Annotated in this window: 16 protein-coding genes; 7 read left to right on the top strand and 9 right to left on the bottom strand. The window is 64.7% G+C overall.

The features are described from left to right. Positions 1 to 79 precede the first annotated feature (79 nt). The 7 genes from AABQ55_RS10855 to AABQ55_RS10825 all read right to left on the bottom strand — a co-directional run bounded on the left by AABQ55_RS10855 (position 80) and on the right by AABQ55_RS10825 (position 6,796). Positions 80 to 697, bottom strand: a complete 618-nt coding sequence (locus AABQ55_RS10855) for a riboflavin synthase (RefSeq protein ID WP_272805020.1) — start codon at positions 695 to 697, stop codon at positions 80 to 82. Then, positions 697 to 1,986: a bifunctional diaminohydroxyphosphoribosylaminopyrimidine deaminase/5-amino-6-(5-phosphoribosylamino)uracil reductase RibD gene (gene ribD, locus AABQ55_RS10850; RefSeq protein WP_272805019.1), complete on the bottom strand. Its 1,290-nt coding sequence runs from the start codon at positions 1,984 to 1,986 to the stop codon at positions 697 to 699. Before ribD ends, AABQ55_RS10855 begins: the two co-directional genes overlap by 1 nt. Beyond that, positions 1,987 to 2,466 carry a transcriptional regulator NrdR gene (gene nrdR / locus AABQ55_RS10845; protein WP_244765926.1) on the bottom strand — a complete coding sequence of 160 codons (480 nt, stop codon included), beginning with the start codon at positions 2,464 to 2,466 and terminating at the stop codon, positions 1,987 to 1,989. 9 nt (positions 2,467 to 2,475) lie between these two features. Continuing rightward, entirely contained in the window at positions 2,476 to 3,774 is a 1,299-nt protein-coding gene (gene glyA, locus AABQ55_RS10840) for a serine hydroxymethyltransferase (protein ID WP_272805018.1), read from the bottom strand. A gap of 331 nt (positions 3,775 to 4,105) precedes the next feature. Continuing rightward, complete coding sequence (locus tag AABQ55_RS10835; protein ID WP_272805017.1) at positions 4,106 to 5,428, bottom strand: L,D-transpeptidase family protein; 1,323 nt, start codon at positions 5,426 to 5,428, stop codon at positions 4,106 to 4,108. A 287-nt stretch (positions 5,429 to 5,715) separates the two neighbouring features. Beyond that, the gene (gene ldtR, locus AABQ55_RS10830) at positions 5,716 to 6,228 is read right to left on the bottom strand and encodes a transcriptional regulator LdtR (protein ID WP_024270688.1); all 513 of its coding nucleotides are present in this window, start codon (positions 6,226 to 6,228) and stop codon (positions 5,716 to 5,718) included. A 130-nt stretch (positions 6,229 to 6,358) separates the two neighbouring features. After that, positions 6,359 to 6,796: a DUF6163 family protein gene (locus AABQ55_RS10825; RefSeq protein WP_244766010.1), complete on the bottom strand. Its 438-nt coding sequence runs from the start codon at positions 6,794 to 6,796 to the stop codon at positions 6,359 to 6,361. 155 nt (positions 6,797 to 6,951) lie between these two features. Here AABQ55_RS10825 and hemB point away from each other — a divergent pair, with 155 nt between their 5' ends. From hemB to AABQ55_RS10795, 6 genes are all read left to right on the top strand, one after another. Continuing rightward, positions 6,952 to 7,968, top strand: coding sequence for a porphobilinogen synthase (hemB, locus tag AABQ55_RS10820; protein WP_272805016.1), 1,017 nt, complete (start codon positions 6,952 to 6,954; stop codon positions 7,966 to 7,968). A 240-nt stretch (positions 7,969 to 8,208) separates the two neighbouring features. Beyond that, positions 8,209 to 8,673 carry an RDD family protein gene (locus tag AABQ55_RS10815; RefSeq protein WP_064329698.1) on the top strand — a complete coding sequence of 155 codons (465 nt, stop codon included), beginning with the start codon at positions 8,209 to 8,211 and terminating at the stop codon, positions 8,671 to 8,673. 153 nt (positions 8,674 to 8,826) lie between these two features. Beyond that, entirely contained in the window at positions 8,827 to 9,591 is a 765-nt protein-coding gene (locus tag AABQ55_RS10810) for an arginyltransferase (protein WP_272805015.1), read from the top strand. 78 nt (positions 9,592 to 9,669) lie between these two features. Then, positions 9,670 to 10,587, top strand: a complete 918-nt coding sequence (locus tag AABQ55_RS10805) for a DMT family transporter (RefSeq protein WP_272805014.1) — start codon at positions 9,670 to 9,672, stop codon at positions 10,585 to 10,587. 63 nt (positions 10,588 to 10,650) lie between these two features. Next, the gene (locus AABQ55_RS10800; protein ID WP_272805013.1) at positions 10,651 to 10,872 is read left to right on the top strand and encodes an AbrB/MazE/SpoVT family DNA-binding domain-containing protein; all 222 of its coding nucleotides are present in this window, start codon (positions 10,651 to 10,653) and stop codon (positions 10,870 to 10,872) included. After that, on the top strand, positions 10,869 to 11,258 hold the full coding sequence (locus AABQ55_RS10795; RefSeq protein ID WP_272805012.1) for a type II toxin-antitoxin system death-on-curing family toxin: 390 nt from the start codon (positions 10,869 to 10,871) through the stop codon (positions 11,256 to 11,258). The genes AABQ55_RS10800 and AABQ55_RS10795 overlap by 4 nt, the downstream gene beginning before the upstream one ends. On the opposite strand, the gene parC is transcribed toward AABQ55_RS10795, so the two are convergent. After that, entirely contained in the window at positions 11,259 to 13,511 is a 2,253-nt protein-coding gene (gene parC / locus AABQ55_RS10790) for a DNA topoisomerase IV subunit A (protein ID WP_272805011.1), read from the bottom strand. It abuts the gene before it with no gap. A 209-nt stretch (positions 13,512 to 13,720) separates the two neighbouring features. Here parC and AABQ55_RS10785 point away from each other — a divergent pair, with 209 nt between their 5' ends. Then, on the top strand, positions 13,721 to 14,917 hold the full coding sequence (locus AABQ55_RS10785) for a hypothetical protein (RefSeq protein ID WP_272805010.1): 1,197 nt from the start codon (positions 13,721 to 13,723) through the stop codon (positions 14,915 to 14,917). Between the two features lie 240 nt (positions 14,918 to 15,157). On the opposite strand, the gene creD is transcribed toward AABQ55_RS10785, so the two are convergent. Then, positions 15,158 to 16,594 carry a cell envelope integrity protein CreD gene (gene creD / locus AABQ55_RS10780; protein ID WP_272805009.1) on the bottom strand — a complete coding sequence of 479 codons (1,437 nt, stop codon included), beginning with the start codon at positions 16,592 to 16,594 and terminating at the stop codon, positions 15,158 to 15,160. Between the last annotated feature and the right edge of the window lie 64 nt (positions 16,595 to 16,658).

Genomic DNA, 16,658 nt, shown 5'->3' with positions numbered 1-16,658 from the left:
CGATATCGTTACTTCACGGGCGGGCCGCAACGCGCGGCGGTGCCGATCGATGACGACGCCTGGGCGAGTCACGCCATCGTCACGCCTTCGGCGCCGGAAACTCCGCAAGCCGTGCCGCATAGCGCGCCATGGTGTCGACCTCGAAGTTGACGAAATCGCCTTCCTTGCGCTCGCCCCAGGTGGTGACGTCCAGCGTGTGGCGGATGAGGAGCACGTCGAAGACCGCGCCATCGACGGCGTTGACGGTGAGCGAGGTGCCGTCGAGCGCGACGGACCCCTTCGGCGCGACGAAGCGCTCCAGCCCTTCCGGCGCGCGGATACGGAAACGCGTCGCGTCGCCCTCGGCCTCGACGGAGAGGATTTCCGCCTTGCCGTCGACATGGCCCGAGACGATGTGTCCGCCGAGTTCGTCGCCGATCTTCAGCGAGCGTTCGAGGTTGATGCGCGTGCCGGGCGCCCAGCCGGAAATGGTCGTCAGGCGCAACGCCTCCTCCCACGCCTCGACCTCGAACCAGCGGGCATTCGAGCCCGCCTCCGGCAGCGCCGTGACAGTGAGGCAGGTGCCCGAATGGGCGATGGAGGCGCCCATGTCGATGGTGGCGGGGTCGTAGCTGGTGCGCACGCGCAGGCGAACCCCCTCGTTCATGGGCTCGACCTTCTCGACCGTTCCGATATCCGTGACAATGCCGGTAAACATCAATCGTCTCTTTCGTATTCGTACAATCTGTCCGCGCCGTAGTGCGCCGTGCGGCGGAGCGAATAACCATCCGGCACGCGTCCGCACACACATGGGGATGCGACCCCGTCCTTGCCAATGGTCCCGGCCCCCTCGAACAGCGAGATCCGGTCGACGAGCCCGGCATCGAGGAAGGATTGCGCCGTGCGCGCGCCGCCTTCGACGAGCAGCGAGGAAATGCCGCGCGTCGCCAGCGCCATCAGGAGATCATCGAGCCGGCGCGGGTCGCAGGTCAGGATTTCGACGCCGGTGGCTTCGAGGGCCGCGGCGCGGGCACTTCGCATATCGGAGGCCGTGCCATCCATACCCCCCTCTGGCCTGCCGGCCATCTCCCCCTCAAGGGGGGAGATCGAGGAAGCAGCGTTCCCGTCCACATCAAACGTCGGTCCAGCAGGTGATGCAGATGACGGTGCGCGGGGATCAGGCTCCCATCCAATCTCCCCCCTTGAGGGGGAGATGGCCGGCAGGCCAGAGGGGGGTAACCCCACACCCTTCGACGTCACGACGATAACCGGAACGTTCTTCGCCGTGCGCGCCAGCTTCGAGCCCGGCGGCAGCTCCAGCCGCGGGTCGAGCACGATGCGCACCGGCGAGCGGGTTTCCAACCCCGGCAGGCGGCAGGTTAGCTCGGGATCATCGGCGAGCACGGTGCCGATGCCGACGAGGATCGCATCCGTTTCGGCGCGCAGCACATGCACCTGCCCGCGCGAGACCGGCCCGGTGATCGCCACCTGGCCCGCGCCGAGCCGGCCGAGCATGCCATCGGCGGAAACGGCAAGCTTGAGAGTCACATAGGGCCGCTTCTTCGTCTGACGGGTGAGATAGGCGGCAAGCGCTGCACGACCCTGCGCCTCCAGCACGCCCGTCTCGACGGCGATACCGGCATCGCGCAGCATCCCGAGCCCCCTGCCCGCCACGCGCTCGTCCGGGTCCGTCACCGACACGACGACGCGCGAAACGCCGGCGGCGATCAGCGCATCGGCGCAGGGCGGCGTCTTGCCGTGGTGCGAGCAGGGTTCGAGCGTGACATAGGCCGTTGCGCCACGCGCGGCGTCACCCGCCACGGCCAGCGCCTGCGTTTCCGCATGGGGCCGCCCGCCCGGGGCGGTGACGGCGGAACCGACGACGACGCCGTTCTTGACGATCAGGCAGGCGACGGAGGGATTGGTGGCGGTGCGGCCGAGATTGCGGCGGCAAAGGCGGATGGCCGCTGCCATGAAGCGTTCGTCGTCTTCGACGGGGCCGGACATCTAGCCGTCGGCGCCCGGATCCCGGGCGATCTTGGCGGCGACTTCGGAGAGGATCTTCTCGAAATCGTCGACATGGGAGAAGTCGCGATAGACCGAGGCGTAGCGCACGAAGCCGACGTCATCGAGCGCCTTCAGCGCCTCCAGCACCTGGAGGCCGATCTCCTCCGAAGAGATTTCCGTCTCGCCGGAGCTTTCGAGGCGGCGGACGATGCCCGAGACCGCACGTTCGATGCGGTCCCGGTCGACGGGTCGCTTGCGAAGCGCGATCTCGAAGGATTTCAAGAGCTTGTCGCGGTCGAAGGGGGCCTTGCGGCCCGTCTTCTTGACGACCATCAGCTCGCGCAGCTGCACCCGTTCGAAGGTCGTGAAGCGACCGCCGCAATCCGGGCAGATGCGCCGGCGGCGAATGGCGGCCCCGTCCTCTGCGGGACGGGAATCCTTCACCTGCGTATCTTCCGAACCGCAATAGGGGCAGCGCATGCCGGCTCCTTACATGTAGGAATACATGGGGAAGCGGCCGGTGAGCGCCAGCACCTTCTCGCGCACCGATGCCTCGACGGCCGCATTGCCCTCGTCCGAATTGGCGACCTTCAGGCCGTCGAGCACCTCGACGATCAGGTTGCCGATCTCCTGGAAATCGGCCTCCTTGAAGCCGCGCGTCGTGCCGGCCGGGGTGCCGAGGCGCACGCCCGAGGTGACGAAGGGCTTTTCGGGGTCGAACGGGATGCCGTTCTTGTTGCAGGTGACATAGGCGCGGCCGAGCGCGGCTTCGGCGCGCTTGCCGGTGGCGTTCTTCTTGCGCAGGTCGACCAGCATCAGGTGGTTGTCCGTGCCACCGGAGACGATGTCGAGGCCACCGGCCTTCAGCGTCTCGGCGAGCGCCTTGGCGTTCTTGACGATCTGCGCGGCGTAGTCCTTGAATTCCGGCTGCAGCGCCTCGCCGAAGGCGACGGCCTTGGCGGCGATGATGTGCATCAGCGGGCCGCCCTGCAGGCCCGGGAAGACGGCCGAGTTGATCTTCTTGGCGATGTCTTCCTCGTTCGTCAGCACGATGCCGCCGCGCGGGCCGCGCAGCGATTTGTGCGTGGTGGTCGTGGCGACGTGGCAATGCGGGAACGGCGACGGGTGCTGGCCGCCGGCGACGAGGCCGGCGATGTGCGCCATGTCGACCATGAGGTAGGCGCCGACTTCATCGGCGATCTCGCGGAAGCGCTTCCAGTCCCAGATGCGGGAATAGGCGGTGCCGCCGGCGATGATCAGCTTCGGCTTGTGGGTGCGGGCCTTCTCGGCGACATCGTCCATGTCGAGCAGGTGATCCTCCTCGCGCACGCCGTAGGAGACGACGTTGAACCACTTGCCGGACATGTTGACCGGCGAGCCATGCGTCAGATGGCCGCCCGAATTGAGGTCGAGGCCCATGAAGGTGTCGCCAGGCTGGAGCAGCGCGAGGAAGACGGCCTGGTTCATCTGCGAGCCGGAATTCGGCTGCACGTTGGCGAAGTTGACGCCGAACAGCTTCTTGGCGCGCTCGATGGCGAGCTCTTCCGCGATATCGACGAACTGGCAGCCGCCGTAATAGCGTTTGCCCGGATAGCCTTCGGCATACTTGTTCGTCATGATCGAGCCCTGGGCTTCGAGCACGGCGCGCGAAACGATGTTCTCCGAGGCGATCAGTTCGATCTCATGGCGCTGGCGACCGAGTTCCTTCTGGATCGAGCCGAAAATCTCCGGATCGGTATCGGCAAGGGAACGCGTGAAGAAAACGTCGGTAGCGGAAGAATTGCTCATCCTCGAGGCTCCTTAGGGTCAAGTGGCACGGTGTTTAGCGTCCTCGCATGGCAAGGGCAATATCCGCTCCACGGTTTGCGCCATTTCCGCGCGTGTTATGCGATAAAAACGACAAGGATCACTTGGCATGCCAGCCGCCCGGCCAGGTCCGAAAACCTCTCCTCCGTCATGGTCGGGCTTGACCCGACCATCCACCGCCGCGGGTGGGGACGTGGATCCACGGCTCGGAGGCCGAGGATGACGGTGGTGGACTGGCTAATGTTTGTCGGCAAGGAAAAGCCCCGCTTCCGCCAGGAAGCGAGGCCCGCGAAAACCTCGGACGGATCACCCTTTATTGCGGCAAGAGATCGCTCTCGACGGAGCGGCCGCCTTCCTGGTTGTAGCCGGTCTGGAGGGCGAGTTCGGTGGCGCCGTCCTTCTGGTAGATGTCGTCGCGGAACTGCACGACGCGGTCCTTGGCCGACCAGGCGGTGATGTAGGTGAAGAAGACCGGCACTTCCTCGGTCAGCTTGATCGGCGTGTTGACGCCGCTCTTGATGGTCGCCTCCATCTGCCCGCGCGACCAGCCGGGCGTGTCCTTGAGCAGCCAGACCGAGAGGTCGCGCACGTTCTGAACGCGCACGCAGCCGGACGATTCGAAGCGCATCAGCTTGTTGAACAGGCCCTGCTGCGGGGTATCGTGCATGTAGACCTGGTGCTCGTTGTGGAAGTTGATCTTCGTCGAGGACATGGCGTTGATCTTGCCCGGGTCCTGGCGGAACATCAGGTTCGGGGCCTTCTCGGCGTTCCAGTCGACGGTTTCCGGCGAGACTTCGTTGCCGCTGCCGTCGAAGAGGCGGATCGAGTTGCGCGCAAGATAGGTCGGATCCTTGCGCATCAGCGGCATGATGTCCTTCTGGATGATCGAGCGCGGCGCGGTCCAGTAGGGGTTGAGGATCACTTCGTAGATCTTGGAGTTCAGCACCGGCGACTGACGGTCGATCTTGCCGACAATGGCGGTGTGGCGCGAGGCGACGCGGCCGTTCTCGACCGCCTCGATATAGGCGGCGGGGATGTTCACCATGACGTAGCGGCGGCCGAGGTCGCCGGACATCGCCTGCAGGCGCACGAGGTTGGTCTGGAGCTGGCCGAGGCGGGTGACGGCCGGAACGTTCAGCGCCTTCAGCGTATATTCGCCGACGGCCCCGTCGGCCGGCAGGCCGTGACGGGCCTGGAAGCGTTTCACCGCACCGTCCACGTAGGAATCGAAGGCGCCGTTCGTGCCGGCGGAGCGCGGCAGGTCGCCGGAGATGATCAGGCGCTGGCGCAGCTGCTGGACCGCCGGATCGGCGACGCCCATCTCCATCTTCTGCTGCGTGTTGACCGTCGGCCAGCCGCCATTGGAGACGATGTTCTGGTAGTCGTTGATCGCCTGCTGGAGATAGCCGGAGCTGCCGGAGCCGAAGATCGGGTTGTTGGAGACGACGGCGGTGGCGGTGCGCGATGCCTCGGCGTCGAACTGGTCGTCCCAGTTGCCGCGGCGCGGAGCGTTGAGGATGTCGTCGAGCGCTGTCTGGGCCAGCGTCGGGCCGGCCACGGCAGCGGCACCGAAGGTTGCAGCGGAGCGCAGGAAGGCGCGGCGCGAGAACACATCAAATCCGGTTTTGCGAGACATTGATCCTACCATCTCCTGAGCGCCGCAAAGAACGGCGAGGTGCGCACGGCACGGCGACCCCAAGGGTCCATACCCGATGCAGCTATCACGAACAGGGTTAACAAACGCAAACCGGCCCTGCCGCCCGCGCATACCTTAGCCCAGCGTCCGGGTGTCACAGCAATATGGCCAATTCGTGTCTCGGCAGGCGCGCCCGACCCTAAGCCCCCGCATGAAAACATGAAAAGCCGGACGCGCAGGGGACGCGGCCGGCTTTTGTGAAGGAGGTCGGAAACGGCGCCCGGAAATTACAGGCGGTAGAGGATCGAGTCGTTCCAGAAGCGATCGAGGCGCTGGAGCAGCTTGTTCATCTGGTTGAACTCGCCCTCGCCGATGCCGCCGACCTTCTGGATCGAGCCGATATGGCGCTCGTAGAGTTTCGCGACCGTCTCGGCGATTTCCTGGCCGCTTTCCGTCAGGCTGATGCGGACGGAGCGGCGGTCGATGCGCGAGCGCTGGTGGTTGATGAAGCCGAGGTCGACCAGCTTCTTGACGTTGTAGGAGACGTTCGAGCCGAGATAGTAACCGCGCGAGCGCAGCTCGCCTGCGGTCAGTTCCGAATTGCCGATGTTGAAGAGGAGCAGCGCCTGGACGGCGTTGACATCCGAACGGCCGGCGCGGTCGAACTCGTCCTTGATGACGTCGAGCAGGCGACGGTGCAGACGCTCGACGAGGTGGAGGGATTCCAGGTAGAGATTGCGGATCGCGTCTTCCTGCGGATCGACGACGGGGGCCTGCTGCGGCTTCATCTTGGTGTTCATGGTTACTGCCTCACTGTTTTGTTTGGCGGTGTGGTTTGTTTTCCCGCCTTGAGTGAGACCCTATCGAATGCATCTAAAATTCTACTTAAACCGCAGCCTTAACAGCGCCTTACCGGAAGGCGACCCTGTCTCACGGTGAATCAGTTCTTACCGTGCGGGCCTGCCGGCGGCGCTGGACGAAGAGCGCGATGCGGAAAAGAACGAAGACAAGCGCTATGGCGCCGTGGGTGAGAACCAGGAGCCGGTTGACGCCGAAGGTCGAGGGATAGACCTCGTGCATGGCGATCTCTGTGGCGGCCGCGATGAGCCAGATCACCGGCCCCCAGGAGACGAGAAGCCAGAGGCCGACGGCCGCGACGGGGAACAGCACGGCCAGCGCCGTATAGGCCGCCTTCCAGGCCGGCGGCAGCAGGTCGAAGCGCCCCTGCCCGCCGAAGGAGAAGCCCGTCAGCATCGCCCAGTATTGCAGCGCGAACCACAGCGAGACGATCGCCGCCAGCCGCAGGAAGAGGGCGAACAGCGTTTCGGTCAGGCTTGGTCTCGGGCCCTTGGCAGAATCAGCAACCATGGCGCGGACAGTAAGGGCAAGGCCGGCCGGCATAAAGCCCGTAACCGCGGTCATGCACGGCCATATGCCGCAGGCCCCTTGCCCGCGCGCGATTTGATTGCCGGGACGGGCGTGATATGGAGGCGGAAATCGCACGCGCAAGGGATGAAGACGCCATGACCGGCAGCAGGAACATCGTCGACGAGATCACCGGCCACCGCCGCATGCGGCGCAACCGGAAGGCCGACTGGACGCGCCGGCTCGTCCAGGAAAACCGCCTGACGGTCGACGATCTCCTCTGGCCGGTCTTCGTGGTGCCGGGCAGCAATATCGTCGATCCGATCACGGCCATGCCCGGCGTCAACCGCATGAGCGTCGACCGGCTGGTGGAGGCGGCGAAGGAGGCCGCCGACCTCGGCATCCCGGCCATCGCGACCTTCCCGAACATCGAGATGCACCTGCGCGACGAGACCGGCTCGAACAGCCTGGCGGCCGACAACCTCATCAACGAGGCGACGCGCGCCATCAAGAAGGCGGTTCCCAACATCGGCGTCATCACCGACGTCGCGCTCGATCCCTTCACCAGCCACGGCCATGACGGCGTGCTGCGCGAGGGCGTCGTCGTCAATGACGAGACGGTCGAGCTGGTCGCGCGGGCCGCCGTCATCCAGGCCGATGCCGGCTCCGACATCATCGCGCCCTCCGAAATGATGGACGGCCGCGTCGGCGTCATCCGCCGGGCGCTCGACGCCGCGGGCCATCAGAATGTCGGCATCATGTCCTATGCGACGAAGTTCGCCTCCGCCTTCTATGGCCCCTATCGCGACGCGATCGGTACCGGCGGCCTGCTGAAGGGCGACAAGAAGACCTACTACATCGACCCTGCCAACGGCACGGAGGCGATCCGCGATGCGGCTCTCGATGTCGAGGAAGGCGCGGACATGCTGATGGTCAAGCCGGGCCTTCCCTATCTCGACATCTGTTGGCGCATGAAGGAAGCGTTCGGCCTGCCGGTCTTCGCCTACCAGGTCTCCGGCGAATACAGCCAGATCAAGGCCGCCGCGATGAACGGCTGGATCGACGGCGAGCGCGTGATGCTGGAAACCCTGCTGGCGTTCAAGCGCGCCGGGTGCGACGGCATCCTGACCTATTTCGCGATGGACGTGGCGCGGCATCTGGCGAAGAAGGGCTGAGTTCCGCCATCCCCCTCATCCGGCCTGCCGGCCACCTTCTCCCGCAAGCGGGGCAAAGGGATATGCCGCGCCGGTTTCCCCAATCAATGCCCGTTCATAGGGCAAGTCCCCTCTCCCCGCTCGCGGGGAGAGGGTTAGGGGCAAACGCCAAATGAGCAGACCGCCGCCTTCGCTCGCACCCGTTGTTTTCTCCCGACACATCCCCATATGAAGGGCATGTTCCATCCAGGAGACAGGCAGATGAGTGCTGATTTCAACGAAACGCGGGTTCCGACGACGGACTGGCAGGCCTATCGCGGCGTGCTGTCGCGCCGGATCTTTGCGTTTCTGATCGACTATGCGATCGTCGCGCTGCTCTGGATCCCGGCCGCCGTCGTGGTCTTCTTCCTCGGCATCCTGACGCTCGGTCTCGGCTTCTTCCTCTATCCGGCGCTCTTCGCCATCGTCGCCATGCTCTATTTCGGCCTGACGATGGGCGGCCCGAGCCAGGCGAGCGCCGGCATGAACGTGATGGGTCTCGCGCTTGCCCGCGTCGACGGACGGCCGGTCGATTTCCTGACGGCGATCGTGCATCTCGTGCTGTTCTGGATCGGCAATGCGCTCCTGACGCCGTTCATCGTGCTCGTCGGCCTCTTCACCGATCGTGGCCGCCTGCTGCACGACCTGCTGCTCGGCACGGTGATGGTTCGCCGCGACCGCTATTGAGAACGCGCGGGGGGACGTCCCCCGGCCTTGCGCATGATCCGTTCTCCCTGTCGATTCCGGCCTGAAGGGTCATGCGCCAGTTGACCTTTTTTTGAACTAGGCCATGGTATCGGCATAGAAGTGTCACACAGCGACGGAGTCGCCCCACGGCCGATGAATACGCAGGCAACATCCTCTCCGCAATTCTATCTCACCGCGCCGGCGGCCTGTCCCTATCTGCCGCAGGAGATGGAGAGGAAGGTGTTTACCCATCTGGTGGGCGAGCGCGCGCCGGAACTGAACGACCTCCTGACCCAGGGCGGCTTCCGCCGCTCGCAGAACATCGCCTACAGGCCCGCCTGCGAGACCTGCCGCGCCTGCATTTCCGTCCGCATCCTGGTCAACGAGTTCACCCCGCGCCGCTCCATGCGCCGGGTTCTGGCCGCCAATGCCGATCTCGTCTCGCACGAATACCCCGCCGAGCCCTCCAGCGAGCAATATTCCCTTTTCCGTCACTATCTCGACGCCCGCCACCAGAAGGGCGGCATGTCGGACATGTCGGTGCTCGACTATGCGATGATGGTGGAGGACACCCATGTGCACACCAAGGTCATCGAATACCGCCTGCGCGAGGAAGGCTCGGGCCTCAAGGAGCGTCCGCAGGGCGAGCTGCTCGCGGTGGCGCTGACCGACCGCATGGGCGACGGCCTGTCCATGGTCTATTCCTTCTACAATCCGGAGGTGGCGGACCGCTCCCTCGGCACCTTCATGATCCTCGACCACATCCGCCGCGCCAAGGCACTCGGCCTGCCGCACGTCTATCTCGGCTACTGGGTCAAGGGCTCGCGCAAGATGGACTACAAGACAAAGTTCCTGCCGCAGGAGCACCTGATGCCGCGCGGCTGGGAGCGCTATAACGACGAGACGAACACCACCTAGCGCAAGTCCGACGACATCCTGTTCGCCTGAACTGCTTCAGGATATTGTATTCATCGCATTCCCAGATCCGGTCCTGCCGTGCCCCCGACAAACAATCCCGCCCTTCACCGCAAGGGCCTTCTCATCACCGCCGTCGGCGGCCTCGCCCTCTCCTTCGACATTCCGTTGATCCGTTCCGCCAATGGCGACGTCTGGTCGATGGTCGTCGTGCGGAACATCTCGGTGTTCGTGATGGCGGTCGTCCTCTGGGCCTGCCTGAATTTCGTCCTGCACCGCAGGACGGTGCTCGTTCCCGGACGCATCGGCCTGCTGATCGGCCTGTGCTACGGCATCAACGGGCTGACATTCATGCTGGCGGTGTTCAACACGACGACGGCCAATGTCGTCTTCATCCTCGCCTTCACATCGATGTTCGCCGCCATCCTCTCCTGGATCTTCCTCGGCGAGCGCCCTAGCAATGCCACGCTCCTCACCATGGCCGCGATGGTCGCGGGCGTGCTCCTGATCGTGCATGACGGACTGTCGAGCGGAAATCTTTTCGGCGATGCCATGGCCGCCTGCTCGGCGCTGCTTCTGGCGATCTCGCTGACGCTGAGCCGCAGGAGCGGCGCAGACATGGGTTTCGTGCCGCTCGTCGCCGCCGTGCTGTCGGGCGTCATGGCGCTGTTCTTCCTGCCGCCCGGCGGCCTCTCGATCGCCGAACCCGTCTACATCCTCTTCAACGGCCTCGTGCTCCTGCCCCTCGCCTTCTGGTGCCTGGCGACCGGTCCCCGATATCTTTCCGCCCCGGAAGTCGGCATGTTCTACCTCGTGGAAACGGTGCTCGCCCCCATCTGGGTCTGGATCGCCTTTGCCGAAACGCCCACCACCCAGACCCTGATCGGCGGCTCGATCCTCATCCTCGCGCTGCTTGCGCACTCGCTGTGGCAGATGCGCTCGAAAGCCCGCGCGGCCCGGGAAAGCGAGACTGCAACGGAGTTCCCGTTTATGGGATGACCAAATATCTTGTCGTGGAGCATGTCGAATGTTATAACTTAGTTATAACAAAGGATCACGACCATGAATGTCACCATCCGCAAGATCGGTAATTCAGAAGGCATCATCATTCCGAAGGACGTCCTCGACCGTATGGGTGTCAAGGCGGGTGACGAAATCACCATGACGAGCGAGGGCAGCAAGCTCATTCTCAGCGTGGCGGATGGCGATTTTGAACGGCAACTCGGTCATGCCGAGAAATTCATGGATCGCTACAAGGTAGCCCTCAAGAAGCTTGCGGAATGACGATCGTCTTTCTCGACCGTCCGCTCGTCGAGCGGCTGCATGCGGTTCAGATTCAGCGATTTGGCGGCGCAGCGGGACTGCGAGATGAAAACGCCTTTGAATCGGCGTTGGCTCGCCCTCTCAACAAGGCATATTACGGCTGCGAGGATATATTCGAACTCGCAGCCGCCTATCTCTATGGGCTGGCGAAAAACCACGCGTTTGTCGATGGCAACAAGCGCATCGCCATTGTCGCCACCGCGGTCTTCCTGATGGACAACGGCTTTGAAATTGTGACGGACGACGCGACGCTCTACACCTTCGTCCTCGCCGTCGCCGCCGGCGAGATCGACGAGGAGGGCGCGACGCGCTTCCTTCGCGACGTCAGCGTCCCCTACTCCGGCTGATCACCCGCTGAACTTGCCGCTGCGCGGAAAACCCTTCGGAACGGTGCGGCCGGCGCTGGCGCGGTCGCCCATCCATTCCAGGAGCTCTTCCTTGCTGCGCACGAAGTTGCGGCCGGCGCTGTCGTCCCAGGTGAGGCCATCGGCGATGGCGAAGCAGCGCAGGTCCGAGACGCCGCCGTCCTTGTAGCGCTGCAGGCGCACGCCCTTGCCGCGCGACATTTCCGGCAATTGCGCCAGCGGGAAGACCAGCATCTTGCGGTTCTCGCCGACGACGGCGACGTGGTCGCCGCGCACCGGCACCACCAGCTTGGCCTCGTCGGGCATGCCGACATTCATCACCTGCTTGCCCTTGCGAGTGTTGGCGACCATCTCGGTTTCCGCGACCACGAATCCGTTGCCGGCCTGCGAGGCGACGATGACCTTGCGCGCGGCATCGTGCACGAAGGCGGTCAACACGTCCTGATCGTTCTCCATGTCGACCATGATGCGCAGCGGCTCGCCATGGCCGCGGCCGCCCGGCAGCTTGTCGGCGCCGAGCGTGAAGACCTTGCCGCCCGTCGTCATGACCAGCACCTTGTCCGTCGTCTGCGCCGGGAACGCCACCTTCAGCGCGTCGCCCTCCTTGAACTGGAGGCCGGACGTATCGGCGATATGGCCCTTCAGCGCGCGGATCCAGCCCTTTTCCGAGATGACGACCGTGACCGGCTCCTTCTCGATCATCGCCTGCTGGATGGCCTCGACATCGGCATCAGGCGCACTGGCGAACTGGGTGCGGCGGCGGCCGATCTCGGTGGCCTTCGCGAACTTCTTGCGGACCTCGCCGATTTCCCATGCCACGGTCTGCCACTGCTTTTCATCGGACGCCAGCAGCGCCTCGATCTCCGCCTTCTCCTTCGACAGGTTGTCGAATTCGGTGCGGATCTCGAATTCCTCCAGCTTGCGCAGCGAACGCAGGCGCATGTTGAGGATCGCCTCGGCCTGCACGTCGGTGAGCGAGAAGGTCTCCATCAGGGAGACCTTCGGCTCGTCCTCCTCGCGGATGATGCGGATCACCTCGTCGAGGTTGAGATAGGCGACAAGGTAGCCGCCGAGGATTTCCAGGCGGCGGTCGATGGCCGCGAGCCGGTGCCGCGAGCGGCGCTGCAGCACTTCGCGCCGGTGGGCGAGCCATTCGACCAGCACGTCCTTGAGGCCCATGACCTTCGGCACGCGCCCCATCGAGAGCACGTTCATGTTGAGCGGAATGCGGCTTTCCAGCTCGGAGAGCTTGAAGAGGGACTCCATCAGGATCGTCGGATCGACGGTGCGGCTCTTCGGCACCAGCACGATGCGCACGTCTTCCGCCGATTCGTCGCGGATGTCCTCCAGCAGCGGCAGCTTGCGGGCGATGAGCAGCTCGGCGATCTTCTCGATCAGCCGCGACTTCTGCACCTGGTAGGGGATCTCCGTGACGACGATCTGGTAGCCGCCGCGGCCGAGGTCTTCCGTCTGCCACTTGGAACGCACGCGAAAACCGCCGCGGCCCGTCTTGTAGGCCTCGATGATGCTCTCGCGGCCGTCGATGATGATGCCGCCGGTCGGAAGATCGGGCCCCAACACGAATTCCGTGAGCTTTTCGACATCGGCGTCCGGATGGCGGATGAGGTGCAGCGCGGCGTCGCAAAGCTCATGCACGTTGTGCGAAGGGATGGACGTCGCCATGCCGACGGCGATGCCGGAGGACCCGTTGGCGAGCAGGTTTGGGAAGGCACCGGGCAGGACGACCGGCTCCTCGTCCTCCTCGTTGTAGGTCGGGCGGAAGTCGACGGCATCCTGGTCGATGCCTTCGAGCAGGAGCGTGGCGACCTCGGTCATGCGCGCTTCGGTGTATCGGTAGGCGGCGGCGTTGTCGCCGTCGATATTGCCGAAGTTCCCCTGCCCGTCGACGATCGGATAACGCTGCGAGAAATCCTGCGCGAGGCGCACCAGCGCGTCGTAGACCGACTGGTCGCCATGCGGGTGGAACTTGCCGATGACGTCGCCGACGATGCGCGCGCATTTCTTGAAGGAGGAGTTGGACCGGAGGCCCATTTCGCTCATTGCATGGATGATGCGGCGGTGCACCGGCTTCAGGCCGTCGCGTACATCCGGCAGCGCGCGCTGCGTGATGGTCGACAGCGCATAGGCAAGGTAGCGCTCTTCCAGCGCCGCCTTCAGGTCGACCGGCTGAATGTTGTCGTCTCCGCCATCGGGCGGCAAAGTGTTCTGTCCCATGGGACTTGACTAGCGTTCCTGCCGATTCGCGGCAAGGAAACCGGGCGACCGGCCTGTGGATAGCGCTTTGTAAAGGCTGTTTCCGGAATCCGGCCGGCGCCCGAGATTTCCATGGAAAGTTCCGGCGGCCCGAATATAGTCGCCGCGCCGCACGTATATGAGCGGTAACGGCAAGGCAGCCGTCCAAAAATCCAGAAAGAGAGCCTACAATGATGCGCACCTCCCATTTCCGCACCCTTCTCGCCGGCGCCGCGCTCGCCTCCCTGGCAAGCCCCGCTTTCGCGCTCGACGGCGCGGATCTGCTCGCCAAGCTGAACGCCACCTATGCCACGAGCGGCGTGACGATCAGCTCGTCGAACGTCGCCACCGACGGCTCCACCGTTACGCTGGAAAATGCCGAACTGAAGGCCACCGGCGCCGAGGCGCCGGTCAAGCTCGGCACCATCACCATGGACGGCGTCGAGGAAGACGGCGAAGGCGGCTACACCGTCGAAACGGTCTCGTTCCAGGACATCAACGTCACCGAAGCGGATGCCACGGTCTCGGCCAAGGACATCGCGATCAACGGCGTCATCATTCCCGGCACGGTCGTTCCCGGCACGCTGGAATCGCTGCTGATGTATGAATCGGCCACCGCCGGCCCGGTCTCCGTCACCTCCAAGGGCAAGGAAGTCTTCTCCATGTCCGGCATGGAGGCGAACATCACGCGCATGGACGGCGATGCCGGCCTCGAATTCGACGCCACGCTCTCCGACCTCAAGGCCGACCTCACCTCGGTCGAGGACCCGAAGGCCAAGGACACGCTCGCCAAGCTCAACATGCAGACGCTGGAAGGCAAGGTCACGATGTCCGGCAGCTGGGAGCTCGCCAGCGGCAAGCTCGCCGTCGACGAATATGCCTTCGACTTCCGGGATGTCGGCCGCCTCAACCTGGCGCTGGAATTCTCCGGCTACACGCTCGACTTCCTGAAGGGCATGCAGGAGGCCATCAAGGCCGCCGAGGCCAACCCGAACAAGGAAGAGGCCAACGCCGCCATGGGCATGTCCATGATGGGCCTCGTGCAGCAGCTGACCTTCAACAGCGCCTCCATCTCCTTCGAAGACGCCTCGATCACCAAGAAGCTGCTCGACTATGCCGGCGGCGAACAGGGCGTTTCCGGCGACCAGATGGCCCAGTCGCTGAAGGGGCTGGTTCCGATCATGCTCGCCCAGCTCAACATGCCGGAGCTGCAGAACCAGATCGCCGCAGCCGTCAACACCTATCTCGACGACCCCAAGAGCATCACGATCAGCGCCGAGCCGAAGGAGCCGGTGCCGTTCCCGATGATCATGGGGGCCGCCATGGGCGCGCCGAACACCATCCCGCAGGTCCTCGGCGTCACCGTCACGGCGAACGACGAGATGTAAGACCTTCGGCTTTTGCCGAATTCAGGGAAGCTCGGAGCATCGCTCCGGGCTTTTTGCTTATAAAGGCTTGTTGCTGACAAACCTCTCGCCACCCACTGTCGTCATCCTCGGCCCCCGAGCCGGGGATCCAAGCCGCGCCCGGGACGTGGATGGTCGGGTCAAGCCCGACCATGACGGAAGAGAGGTGCGGTAGGTCTTGTCGGAGGCTGCGCCCGAGGCATTCGCCCCGAGCCCTTCATTTCAACGGGCCGGCACGGCCTGCGGCACCGGCGCCGACCATTCGACGCGGCGGGTCGCATACATGGTCGCGGCGATGGTGACGAAGGAGATCAGCGCGCCGGCGAGCAGCGCATACTCGTCCTCGCGCAGCACCAGGTACATGATGCCATAGGCCGAGAGCAGCACCGCGCCGAGCGACAGGCCGTTCCTGCGGCTGCCCGTCGCGCTGCCGAGATAGGCGGCGATCAACAGGGTCGTGGCGAGCGAGGCTACGGCATAGGCGATGGTGAAGCCGGTGTGTTCGGCGAGCGCCAGGAGCAGCACGTAGAAGACGATAAGCGCAAGGCCCGTCAGCACGTACTGGATCCAGTGCACCATGCGCCCGCCCTTCAGTTCCACGACGAACACGGCGAGGAAGACGAGCGAGATGAAGCCGATCGAATATTTCAGCGTGCGCGAGACCACCTGGTAGAACTGCACGGGCTCCACGAGATTGATGCTCATCATGCTGCCCGACAGCGGCAGGGTCGGGCCGGTGGCGACGCGGTCGATGCCGCGGGCGAGATAGGGGATCGTCCACCTGGCCGAGAAATCCGACGCGGTGACGGTCTTTTCCTCCGGCAGGAAGAGGCCTTCGAAACCCGGATGCGGCCAGTTCGCCCTGGCGGAAAAGCTCGTCGTCTGGCCGGCGGGCGCGACGGCGAAGCTGCGCGAGCCGTTCAGCGACAGGGCGATCTCGAAGGAGAAGCCGTTTTCGATAAGCGGGCGCTCGATGACCCGGTGCACGCCGGCGCTCGTTTGCGGCGAGGCATAGCCGTCCGTGCCGGTGCTCGCCATCGCGGAAATCTGCCGCATGCCGGGATCGAAGGGCCGAACGACGCCGTTGTCGATCTTCACGCCGGCATCGGAGCGGATGCCGGTGATGTCGTTGATGTTGAGCACCAGAAACGCCCGGTCGAGCTGCGGCGTGCCGTCGAGCAGCGCGAGGTCCTGCAGGATGTTGCCGGCAAAGCGGCCCTTCAGCGTCAGCGCGCCGTTATAGACCGGCAGCGTGTAGATGGAGAGCTTGCGCTCCTCCGCCGTCAGGTCGGCCGTCACGTCGAGCGTCTCCGGCATGACGAGCACCCATTCGGTCACCCGCTCGACGATCGTGCGCGCATCCATCACGCGGCTGCGCTCGACCTCGAAGGGCACCGCGAGATAGGGGCCGTTGATCGCCTGGTCGCCGCCCCAGCCATGGGCGATGCGCCGGGAGACGTCGGCCGCGCGCTGTGCGCGCTCCTCCGTCAGCCCCCAGACGAGCAGCAGCGGCACCAGGAGCGCCACGGAAATGATGCCGATCATGATGAACTTGACGCCGGGCGAGCGCAGGAACGTGGCGAGATTGCCGCGCGGCTCGATGGGCGGGATCTGCCGGGTCGATGTCGGGACGGGATCGTCCGCTTCCGTCGTTGTCATGAAAAGTCCCTCCAGTCGTGAATCGCCTCTTTCGGGCGCGACTTCACGCTAGGGGTGCATTTCG

The sequence above is a fragment of the Shinella sp. WSD5-1 genome, assembly GCF_963942435.1.
Classification (GTDB): Bacteria; Pseudomonadota; Alphaproteobacteria; order Rhizobiales; family Rhizobiaceae; genus Shinella; species Shinella yambaruensis.
Note: the sequence above shows the minus strand (reverse complement) of the source record. Positions and strands in the feature narration are given on the sequence as shown.